Annotated in this window: 10 protein-coding genes and 1 pseudogene; 3 read left to right on the forward strand and 8 right to left on the reverse strand. The window is 59.5% G+C overall.

The window, feature by feature from the left end; all coding sequences use genetic code 11:
- Both IVB32_RS43135 and IVB32_RS28845 read right to left on the reverse strand, forming a co-directional pair.
- Positions 1-1,741, reverse strand: a 1,741-nt coding sequence (locus IVB32_RS43135; protein ID WP_247412135.1) for an autotransporter-associated beta strand repeat-containing protein, incomplete at its 3' end; no start/stop codon positions are given.
- 419 nt (positions 1,742-2,160) lie between these two features.
- Positions 2,161-2,343: a hypothetical protein gene (locus tag IVB32_RS28845; protein ID WP_247368670.1), complete on the reverse strand. Its 183-nt coding sequence runs from the start codon at positions 2,341-2,343 to the stop codon at positions 2,161-2,163.
- A 423-nt stretch (positions 2,344-2,766) separates the two neighbouring features.
- Here IVB32_RS28845 and IVB32_RS28850 point away from each other — a divergent pair, with 423 nt between their 5' ends.
- Together IVB32_RS28850 and IVB32_RS28855 are read left to right on the forward strand one after the other, a co-directional pair.
- Positions 2,767-3,564, forward strand: a complete 798-nt coding sequence (locus IVB32_RS28850) for a helix-turn-helix transcriptional regulator (RefSeq protein ID WP_247368879.1) — start codon at positions 2,767-2,769, stop codon at positions 3,562-3,564.
- Positions 3,565-4,786: 1,222 nt separating this feature from the next.
- Positions 4,787-5,410 carry a class I SAM-dependent methyltransferase gene (locus IVB32_RS28855; RefSeq protein ID WP_247412137.1) on the forward strand — a complete coding sequence of 208 codons (624 nt, stop codon included), beginning with the start codon at positions 4,787-4,789 and terminating at the stop codon, positions 5,408-5,410.
- Between the two features lie 82 nt (positions 5,411-5,492).
- On the opposite strand, the gene IVB32_RS28860 is transcribed toward IVB32_RS28855, so the two are convergent.
- The 6 genes and pseudogenes from IVB32_RS28860 to IVB32_RS28880 form a co-directional block, all read right to left on the reverse strand.
- A complete protein-coding gene (locus tag IVB32_RS28860) occupies positions 5,493-5,732 on the reverse strand; it encodes an MAPEG family protein (protein WP_346348223.1) in 240 nt (79 codons plus the stop codon).
- A 238-nt stretch (positions 5,733-5,970) separates the two neighbouring features.
- Positions 5,971-6,456: an SRPBCC family protein gene (locus IVB32_RS28865; RefSeq protein WP_247412140.1), complete on the reverse strand. Its 486-nt coding sequence runs from the start codon at positions 6,454-6,456 to the stop codon at positions 5,971-5,973.
- Positions 6,453-6,770, reverse strand: coding sequence for a metalloregulator ArsR/SmtB family transcription factor (locus IVB32_RS28870; RefSeq protein WP_018456332.1), 318 nt, complete (start codon positions 6,768-6,770; stop codon positions 6,453-6,455). The genes IVB32_RS28865 and IVB32_RS28870 overlap by 4 nt, the downstream gene beginning before the upstream one ends.
- Positions 6,771-6,971: 201 nt before the next feature.
- Positions 6,972-7,096: pseudogene (locus IVB32_RS43140) on the reverse strand (GrlR family regulatory protein); the annotation flags it as partial.
- Between the two features lie 119 nt (positions 7,097-7,215).
- Positions 7,216-7,866, reverse strand: coding sequence for a dienelactone hydrolase (locus tag IVB32_RS28875; RefSeq protein WP_247412144.1), 651 nt, complete (start codon positions 7,864-7,866; stop codon positions 7,216-7,218).
- A gap of 699 nt (positions 7,867-8,565) precedes the next feature.
- Complete coding sequence (locus IVB32_RS28880; RefSeq protein ID WP_247368885.1) at positions 8,566-8,757, reverse strand: hypothetical protein; 192 nt, start codon at positions 8,755-8,757, stop codon at positions 8,566-8,568.
- On the opposite strand from IVB32_RS28880, the gene IVB32_RS28885 reads away from it, so the two are divergent.
- On the forward strand, positions 8,747-10,081 hold the full coding sequence (locus tag IVB32_RS28885) for a DUF418 domain-containing protein (RefSeq protein ID WP_247412143.1): 1,335 nt from the start codon (positions 8,747-8,749) through the stop codon (positions 10,079-10,081). The genes IVB32_RS28880 and IVB32_RS28885 overlap by 11 nt on opposite strands.
- The last annotated feature ends 262 nt before the right edge of the window (positions 10,082-10,343 follow it).

Genomic DNA, 10,343 nt, shown 5'->3' on the forward strand with positions numbered 1-10,343 from the left:
CCGCAAGGTTGGCGGTGCCGGTCACAACCGTCATGTCGCTCGATGCGCCCGATATCTGCACCAGATAGGTCGATGCCGCCGTCAATGTCAGGCTGCCGCTCACCGTCAGCGTGCCGATCGAATTGCCCGGCGCCAGCGTGCCGCCGTTGACGTTGGTGTTGCCGACGATGCCGCTGCCGCCGAGCGTGCCGCCGGGATTCACGGTGACGCCGCTTGCCGAGGTGATATCGCCGTTGACCGCCAGCGTGCCGCCGTTCACGGTGGTCGCGCCGGTGTATGTGTTGATAGCGGACAGCGTCATCGTGCCGGTACCAACCTTGACGAGTGAGGCGCCGGTGCCGCCGACAGCGCCACCGTCGGCAATGACACCGGTGACGTTGGTGGAGAGGTTGTTGCCGCCGACCGTCAATTCGTTCTGACCAAGGCTGAAGAGCCCGGCGCCATTGATCGAGCCGGCGCTGAGCTTGTGATCATTGTTGGGCCCTGTCGAGTCGCTGAAATCCGTAACGCTCGAAGCGCCGTTGGTGATGGCGGCGTTGCCGCCCGTCGCGAAGTTAGCGAATTCCAGGCTGCCGTTGTTGATGATGGTGGCGCTGCCGCCTGTGCTGGTGTCAGCGAATTGCAGCCCGTTGTTGTTGATGATGGTGGCGCTGCCGGCGGTGCTGGCGTCCAGGAAGTCGAACCCGCCACCGTTGATAATGGCGGCGCTGCCGGCGGTGCTGGTGTCGCGGAATTGCAGTAGATTGCTATTGGTGATGCCGGCGCTGCCGGCCGTGCTGCTGTCGCGGAATTGCAGTACCCCGCTAGCGCTGATGGCTGCGCTGCCGGCCGTGCTGCTGTTGCGGAAAATGACGACGCTACTGGCTGCCCCGTTGATGGTGGCGCTGCCCGCCGAGCTGGTGCCGTTGAAGGCAACGGAGCCGCCGACGATGCTGGTGATGGCGGCGCTGCCTGCCGAGCTGCCGTCGCTGAAAACGAGCGAGCCATTGCGGTTGATGATCGTGGCGCTGCCGGCCGTGCTGCTGTTAGCGAAACTGATGGTGCTGCTGAAGCTGTTGGTGATGGTGGCGCTGCCGGCTGTGCTGCTGTCGTTGAAACCGATCGTGATGCCGTTTGCAGTGTTAGTGATGGTGGCGCCGCCCGCCGAGCTGCTGCCGTTGAAAGCGATGGAGCTCCGGAAGCCGCTGTTGGTGATCGTGGCGCTGCCGCCCTGAACGCTAATGCCGGCACCGCTGAAAGTGAGAGTTTGAAGGAAGTTGTGGTTGTCGAGAACATAGTTCGAGGCGCCTGGACTGAAGGTCCAACCGCCGACCGTGGTGTCGGCCGAGAGCGTCAGCGCGGTCGTGTTCGAGCTGCCAAACAATGCGGTGCCGACTGGCACCGTCGCCGGGGCCCAGTTTGCGGCGGTGTTGTAGTCGGCAGTGCCAGGGTTGGCCAGCCAGGTCGCATCCTGTCCCAACGCCGGGACCGCGATCCCGACCAATCCGGTTGATGCCAAAGCCAGCAGCGCGGCCCGTCCGTTCGAAAACCGTCCAAAGCCCGACATTGCCCCACCTGACATCTTGTTGTGAATGCTGCTGCTGTTTTGCAGCCGCGTCGTCGAACCGAGCTTGACCTTCATGACGTAACTCCAGAAACGCTCTTGTTTGCCGTGTCGACGACAGGGAATGTCTCGCGACCGGAGCACGAAACAGAAAAGCGTTGCATGGCTGGATCCTTGAAAACGGCAAACAATCGTCACGGCGCGACGATTGCGAGGCGGGGTGGTATATCGGCAACGTGTTCTGCACGCGCTTAAGTTCTGCGGAGGCCCGCTCAACTATGTCGTTACGCAGAGAGAATCCGTCTTCCCAGTCACCGCGCCGAATATCGCGTCACACGAGGGGTCTGAGAACTACCTAGAAAGGTGGTTCGCTGCGATTTATGAGCGCCGGCGCATCGACTCCGCGGATCGGTTTGCAATCCAGGAGCGCCGTCAATCGCACGACAGGCATATCGGCTCAGGTTGGGAATGCGCGCCCTCGTTGCTCGAAACATGTCCGCAGATGATCCAGGCGGCGGCGTGCACGATGAGGAATGCGGCGGCGACTGCCAGCAGCCAGCCCGTTTCATTGTGGGCATGGGATCGGGCCGCCAATCTTGTTTGCGTCGCTCTGCTCGTCACCATTCTTGTTCTCCGGACGTTTTTTGGGCTTCGTTTCCGAGCAAATGCTCACATTGGCGTATGACGCGGCTCGCCAGGCGGCGCCGCGACGCATGCAGTGCCGAGATGATGAAAGCGACGATGCCGTGCTCTTCTGGCTCGACGAGCCGATCAGAAACCCGGCAGGCTGGCCGGATCATGAGATTTCCATGCAGATCAACTTCGGAGAACGACGGAAATGCATACAAAAGCGGCTTGATCAGGGAACGCTAACGCCCGGGGCGGATCGACACCCTTGCCGGTGATGCTGCGCAAAGGCTGAGAGTGTAATCAGCACCGCGGATGACAGGGCGAGGAAAAAACCGCGCCGCCGTCGCCTCTCCGTCCGGCCTTCGCCAGGCCTTTTAGGCCGGCGCGCGCCCGTCGTTGCACGCATCGTCGATCTCCCAATCTCGTTACGCTGAGAGAATCAGTATTCCCGGTAACCGGGCCGATATCGCGCCATTTTGTGCATCTGAGAACTACCTGGAAAGGTGGTTCGCTGTACTTTATGTATGCTCGCGCAGGTCGGAGGCCTCTGGGGTCGCCCCTGAGCTCGGCGACCTGCGCAATCTGGAAATGACATGCATCTCTCCACGGATCCCATCGATCCGCTAAATCAAGACGTCTATGCGCTCTGGGATCAGCTGGCCGACTTCTCGGTCGCCGACAGTGACGCCGCGCTGACCCACCTGCTGTCCGCACTGCGCACCATGTTGTCGGCACGCAATGTGCTGTGGGGCGTGGTCGTGCGATTGCCTTCGCCGAAGCGGGCCGATCCCCTGCTCGGCTGGCGTCCGCGTCTCGTCAGGGTGCTGGACCCGATACCGGCGGTGGCGGTATCCGTGCAGAAGCAGTACGATACGCTCTGGTCCGACGACGTCGATCTGTCCCAGATCCTGTCAATGTCGGGCGACGAGCCGTTCCGCGTCCGCCTGCTGTTCGAAACGCTGCCGCCGGAATGGTTCAAGGGCAAGCACTATCGGCGCCACTATCTGGACGTTGGCTTCGCCGACAGCATCTCCGTGCGCATTGCGCTCAATGACGATTTGAGGATTCGCCTGTTCGTATTTCGTGATGCGCAGCAACCCCGCTTTACGGCACAGGACGGCCAGCGTCTGGGCTTCGTGATGCGCGCCTTGAGATGGTTTCACCGTCAACAATTGCTCAGCCACGGACTGCTCATCGCCAACGCGCCCCTCACACCCGCTGAACGCCGCGTGTTGCTCGGACTGCTCGCCGGGGACACGGAAAGGCAGATCGCGCAGAAGCTCGAGCAAAGTCCGAACACCACGCATTTCCACGTCAAGTCGATCTACGCCAAGTTCGCCGTGCGCAGTCGCCAGTCCCTCGCCGCGCTGTGGCTCGGCAGGCTGCGATAACGGCTGAAGCCGCAGGGCTGCCCTGGATGCCCTTCCCTTTCTGGCTCGTCTCGGACCTCGCTGAGATGCAGGAAGACGAATACGACAGCGATCGTTGGTCACGTTGGCGCTCGTAGACTTGCCGAGGACAGCCAATTCTCGATTCGATGCGCACTTTCGGTTAGTCCCGCTGCGCGGATCATGGCTTCCCGAAGGGGGCCATGGGGCAGCCTGTTTGCATCGCCTTCGAGGCGGTTAGCCTCGAGCATAAGCCTATTCTGCAACGACAATTTGGGTTGTACGGCTTTGGTGCGCATGGTGCTCTCCGGGTAGGAGGCGGGAGCGCGATACTCTCAGTCACCGATAGATGCCGATGGCGGGGCGGTGATCGGCTGAGTCTACGCCCTATCTGGGGGTTAAGCCACTGATGCCTTGGACAAGCTGAGCGATTGCGACAAAGAAAAGCAGGCCGCGGTTAAAATCAAACCGAGCCACTGTGGTGGGAAACAGGCCAGCGCCCTACCGGGGCCGAAATAGGCCGCTCTGAATCTCGAAATGCTCGCTAAACGAAAACGCCACCAAGCCCAATAATGCTCAGTGGCGCCACGTTGGAACTGGAAACCGCAATCCTCCAGTAGACATGGGTCGGGACCGCCGGCGTTTAGGTTCAACGCGGCCTCACTGTTGCTCGGATTTGCAATGGAAAGCGGCCTTCTTGGCAGGCGCAGCTTCGATCAATTCAGCTATGCCATCGAGCGTAATTCGGTCGGTGATACGTGATGCTATGTACTTGTACCGCGCAATGCGCTGGTCGATCTCGTCACATTTCTCACACATAGCTCACCGCGATTGTCAAAGGCGGGAGCGTGCAGGACTCTCTGTCACCGATAAAAGCCAAGGACCGGGCGGCGATCACGAGACGCTAAACCAGAAACTCAGTTCCAGATACAGGAACGAATTTGGGCCGCTTCTAAATCAATTTGGGCCGGTTAGCGTGGGAAACCGGCTCAACGAGGCAACCTTAGAAGTGATCGCCAGCTCGGAATTTGCAGGTCATGGTCCGCCTTGGGTCACCTGACGAGATCGCCATCCGGGTCTAGAATGCAGACCTCCGGACATCCTGCCGTGCAGGCCGCGCTGTCGCCGCGCTTCACGCCGGAGCGCCGAGGGCGAGAACACTGAAGGGATGGAGTAATGCTTGCGGTCGAGTATTGGCGGGTCAGCATGGAAGGGATCGGGTTTCATGACGATTTCAGGCCGGGCGGCCCATTGGGAGAACGTATACGAGAGCAAGGGCGAACGCGAGTTAAGCTGGTTCCAGGAGAGCCCGTCGCCTTCGCTCGAATTGATCGCACTGGCCGCCGCAGAGCTTACCTCACCGATTGTTGACATCGGCGGTGGGGCGGCTCGGCTGGTCGATGCGCTGCTGGCGGCTGGATATGCAGATCTGACTGTCCTTGATCTGTCCGACGCGGCGCTCGCGGCCTCGCGTGCACGGCTCGGTGCCGCTGGCGACGCCGTGCATTGGGTCGTCGCCGATGTGACGACATGGCAGCCAGCGCGCCATTATGACATCTGGCACGACCGTGCAGCGTTCCATTTTCTCACCGCGCCGGAAGAACAAGCGGCTTATGTCGCGTGCGTCCGAAGAACCGTAAAAATTGGCGGTCATGTCATCATCGGCACATTCGCAATCGATGGTCCGGAGAAATGCAGCGGCTTGCCCGTGACACGTCACACCCCTGACAGCATCACCGCACTGCTCGGCGCCGGCTTCACATTGACGGATCATCGGCGTCATAAGCACGCGACGCCGTGGCAATCGGTACAGAATTTCCAGTTCAGCAGCTTCATCAGATCATGCTGAATTTCACGCTGCAGCCCACGTCTGCAGGGCCACAACTTGCGAATTGCACAGATCGCTCGCTTCGGGCCAAAAGCCGCTGTCGTCAGGCGGCCAGCGTTGATACCCTAGTGGATGGCTGCCAGGGCATTACGACAATGAGGATGACCGTTACGAGGGCACCTGAAACATAGAGAATGGTTCTGACGCTGCCGCCTTTGGCCGCGTTACCGCCGCGCAAATAGACCGCAACGTGGATCAGACGAATTGCGACATAGACCCATACAAGCGTTGCAAGCGTGACGGGTCTTACCCCTGCCAACGTAGCCAGGACTCGGGACGACAAAAGGCGGCAGCGCCTCCACTGCGTTCATGTGGACGCGATCGATCCGGTACAGCAGGTTATCGTCATCCAACGGCAAGACAGGTCCGGAGAGTGCCCCGGCCCTGCCTTTGGAGAATCCTGAATAGACCGCCAGCAAAATTGACAGGAGGCAAAGGGCAAGCACCCCGACAATGCTAAGCCAGTAGGCTGTCATAAGGACCTCCGCAAATGCGATCACGTCGCATAGGTTACGCGGATATCATGCCTCGCGGGCTATCCGCTCGGCGAACCGTTTCAGGTAGAGCGGCCAACCCTGATCGCCTTCAACGCCTTCGCTCACGCCTTCCCAACCTTGGCCATGACGTTCGAGGTGACGGTGCTCAAGTTCCAATCGAGTCCGGCTTGGCGTCTCGGCAATGAACCGCACCTCCCATTCACTGGTCTTGTCTGGATCGGTTTCGATTTGCCAGCGCGGGCTGATGTCCCAGCTTAGAAGCACGCGATTCGGCGGCTCAAAAGCCAACACACGCGCCCAGCGGCATTCGCTGCCGTCGACACCTCGATCATAGATGTGACCGCCGACCCGGGGCTCGAACACGGTCTCTGCGATGGGCACGGAGAGCAGATTGTGCTCGCGTGGTTTGAAGCTGCCGAAGTCTTCCGTAAAGACCTTAAACGCGCGCTCGATAGGCGCCTCAACCACGATCGATTGTTTGATGGGTGCCACCGATACACGGATGCTCATTTCTGGTCCTCCACTGATTTTTCTACGGCCACTTTGTACGCAGCCAGTGTGCTGCTCCAGAACCGGTCAAGCCAGGCGCGCATCTGGCTGAGCCCCGCTGGATCGATGTGATAAATGTTGCTGGCTCCCTTCGGCTCGGCACGAACCAAATGAGATTCGCGCAGCACCTTCAGATGCTGAGAGACGGCTGACTGGGAGACAGTCAGTTCACGGGTGAGTTCAACGACAGTGCGCGGCCGCGCGCCTAGCAATGCGAATATTCGTCTGCGGGTCGAATCGCCCAGAGCGGCCAGTTGCACGCTGTCTTTAGCCATGCTTCGCCGAAGGGTTGCCGTTACGGTAGCGGATCTATCATTAGCCATAACTAATGATAAGCATAACCTAATGATCTCGTCAAACGTGCTGATATTGGGCCAGACGTCAGCTTGGGCTCACTTGCCGACCTCGCCGCGGTCGCACGTCAGGCCTGCGTTACCCTCTCGGCAGACATCCGAGATCTCTGAGTAACCGTTCTGGGCCCGCCTCATCAGCTTGAGCGATGCCGCCAATCGCAGGCTGCGCTTCCCAGCAAGTGCGATGCCTTCGAGCTCGCCGCGAGATAGTAGAAGAACGCATCGCCGCCCAGGATGCGGCCGTCCATCGCGCTCATAGATCGGCTGCTAACGGCTCTCGCCCTGGCGAACGAGAGTCTCTCGAAAGAAATTGATGATGCTGGCGTTGAACTCGCGATGGAATGCCGTCCTGTCGAAACCCGGCGGGTCAGTACAGAAGCGAGGAAGCCGCGAACTCTGCCGTGCATGGCGACAGGAAAGCAAAATGACCGGCAGGCACCACGCGCACTTCCTTTTTGCCGGGCAGCGACTGAGCAACGAGCGCTGACTTTTTCGGGTCTACGCCTGCGCCGCTAAACTCTGATCGCCAGATCAGCAGCGGGATTGTGATGTCTGCCAAGCGGTCGGCGGGAAAGGCGAAGTTAATTGCCTTATCGGCGAGCACTGCGGCTCGGATACGAGGTTCGTGAGGCAAGCTGCTGGGTATGTCGCCGCTACGGAGTTGCTCGCATGCCCGCGTTCGGTTCGCGTCCGAGCAGTAGAGCGCAAATCTCCGGAGATCGGGATTGCCGCCCGCCAACACCAATCCGGTATAGGCGCCGAGCGAAAACCCAAAGAAGCCGATCCTGGAGGAATCAATCGCAGCCCGGTCTTTCCAGTCATTCAAGATGAAATCAAGCAATCGGATAATGCTGGCGGGCCGGGTTGCTAGAATGGAAAGGCTGTCTCGTTGCGAGGAATCGTTTCCATTGTCACCCGGAAGGTTGATCGAGGCGACGACAAATCCAGCGTTTGCCAGGGCCTGCACCGTGTCATCGTGTTGTCCGAACCAACCGCCGCGTCCGTGCGAGACGATCACGAGTGGCAAGTTCGTTCCTATGACGGGACAGTCCTTCGTACCTTCAATCGATTCAATGAATTGGACAGTGAGTTTGCCGAGGGGCACTCGTTGCGCCGCTGCTGCGCAAGGGTACCATATAGCGCCAGCCAGATTTGGATCGGTATCCAGAAGCTGAACACCGGCAGCTTGCACAGGCGACATCAAGCAGCCGAGTACGGCAGCACAGATCCAATACAGTTTGGCCGTCAGTGCCCCCATTCGCCAGCGAACTCTCGGATCAAACTTGGCCGAACTGTGCCGCATTGACTGCCGCTACCAGCCTCGCGCAGCTTGCACGTCGGTCCGCCTCCCGCCGAGCCGCAAGCAAGCAAGATGAAAAAGACCAATGAAAACGCAGGGAAACGCGCGCATCGCAGCCTCGAACAACATGTGCGCAGCGTAGGTAGAGCTTGCCAAAAGGCAAGCTTCGGCTCTGTGACGTTGTTCACAATTATAATCTGGCTGGTCGTCCGAACGTCTGCAACGGGTTACAAGCCGACATCGCCGCGAGTCGCAGGGCCAGATACAGGCCCTAACGTTTGCTGGCAAACAGCTTGCGCTGCGCAAGATTAACGTAAGAATCGGGCCAATCGACCTCTCTCTTAGATTCCGGAAGAGATTGCCTCCGGTCGGCATACTCGAAGTACAGCGTTCCGTGAATACCTTGCGCATCGCGCTTCAAAATGGGGCGCCCCATACGGGCGACAATATTCGCAAAGCCTGCTCTTCCCCAGCGCGTTCGGTAAAGTCCTCAATCAACTCCATGTCTTGGCCCGGGCCGGGAAAGATAGCAGCGAACTCATCATCGGTCGCTTGAAACAAGCTGAACGTCGCGTTGACCGCGCGATCTATAATCTGAATGTTCTTCAAGCTCTCCTCCCAATCCACGACCATAGGCTCTCTAGTACCGATGCACCGAAGTCCGCTGCAGGCCAATACCAGAACTGAACTGGCCCAATCTCCTCCCCCGACCTATAGTGCTCGTGCAATGGTCGCCATAAGCTGTGAGAGCCGCTCCGGCCCTGTAAACCCAAGGCAGCGCATCGAAACTATCGATGTGCTTCGCGGCCTGGCGTTGCTCGGCGTCCTTGCTATTAACGTCGTCACTGAATTCCGCGTCTCAATCTTCGAGCAGTTCTTACCCGCCGTGCGACCGGCACCTCCGTTTGACCGCGCGGTCGAGACAGTCTTGATGCTCGCGGTCGATATGAAGGCATTTGCCCTGTTCTCACTGTTATTCGGAGTTGGACTTGCCATTCAATATGAGCACCTCTCGACGAACCCGCATCGCGCGCTTCTGTTGTTTCGCCGTCTGATCGCCTTGCTGACGTTTGGACTGATTCACCTTTTCCTGATCTGGAATGGTGACATTCTTACCGAATATGCGATCGCAGGGTTAGTCGTCCTACCATTCCTGTTTGGCCCCCGCTGGCTGCTTTCATGCGGCGCGGCGACATTCCTGGCGCTGTATTTGGCCATGCAGGTGTGGTCCCCTCCTGGATTGTTTCCCAGCTTGGCTTCGTTGCAACGCCATGTGCTTGAAGCCAATCAGGTCTATGCAGGGGGCAGCTTCGGGCAGGTGCTGGCGTTCCGGGTCAGCGAAATCCCCGTGATCGTTCCTCTCCACATCTACGTATTCCCGCGGACGATAGTGCTATTTTTGATTGGTGCCCTCGTCTGGCGCAGCAATGCCTTGAGGAAGCGAGATCGTCCACTCCTGTTCTTGACAGCAATCAGCTGTACTGGGCTAGGCGCAGTCTTGATCCTCCTAAGAGTAAGCGGCGTCGTAGCGGGCGTCGGTCTCGGCGCACTGGCCACTCCCACCGGCACGATCCTGCTGGCTTTCGGCTACGGTGCAATGATCATCGCCGTCGCCGATCTGGCGAACGGCAAGCGATTGCTGGGCTGGGCTGCGCCGCTAGGGCGCATGGCATTCACGAATTACCTCGCTCAGTCCATGATCTTTGGCTGGATTTTCTACGGATACGGCCTCGGGCTATTTGGGCAGCTCGGGGCGGCCGAAGCACTGGCTATCGGGCTTTTCGTCTACGTCTGCCAGGTATTTGTCAGCGGTTGGTGGTTAGACCGGTACAGGTACGGCCCGGTCGAATGGTTATGGCGGACACTGATGTACGGCATACTGCAGCCGATGTGTCATGATCGGCTGACCAGCTCGAGCAAGCGCCCAGCCTAGGTCTGCCAGGGGTCAAAGGCTGCCCTCTTCAGCCAGCATAACCTTGGTCGGGTCACTTGCACGAAGCGGAAATCGCCGCGCTCTGGGCTGAGGTCAGCCACGGACCAGAAGCGGGCATCGCCAAATGAGCCCCCCGCTCAAGCCTCATCGTGCACGGATGGATGAAGTTCACTCCCCTTGACCTGCCCCTGAAGTTTCACCCAGTAGCGGTTAGAGTCTCGGCGGATGTTACGCCGTTTGGCGCGGTGTTAGCAACGTGCGA

This window comes from Bradyrhizobium sp. 23 (genome assembly GCF_023073295.1).
Lineage (GTDB): Bacteria > Pseudomonadota > Alphaproteobacteria > Rhizobiales > Xanthobacteraceae > Bradyrhizobium > Bradyrhizobium canariense_D.

Bases quoted from the DNA above. Each gene is read 5' to 3' on its own strand.
- IVB32_RS28845 (WP_247368670.1), bottom strand. From the start codon at position 2,343: ATGATCCGGCCAGCCTGCCGGGTTTCTGATCGGCTCGTCGAGCCAGAA.
- IVB32_RS28850 (WP_247368879.1), top strand. From the start codon at position 2,767: ATGCATCTCTCCACGGATCCCATCGATCCGCTAAATCAAGACGTCTAT.
- IVB32_RS28855 (WP_247412137.1), top strand. From the start codon at position 4,787: ATGACGATTTCAGGCCGGGCGGCCCATTGGGAGAACGTATACGAGAGC.
- IVB32_RS28865 (WP_247412140.1), bottom strand. From the start codon at position 6,456: ATGAGCATCCGTGTATCGGTGGCACCCATCAAACAATCGATCGTGGTT.
- IVB32_RS28870 (WP_018456332.1), bottom strand. From the start codon at position 6,770: ATGGCTAAAGACAGCGTGCAACTGGCCGCTCTGGGCGATTCGACCCGC.
- IVB32_RS28885 (WP_247412143.1), top strand. From the start codon at position 8,747: ATGTTCTTCAAGCTCTCCTCCCAATCCACGACCATAGGCTCTCTAGTA.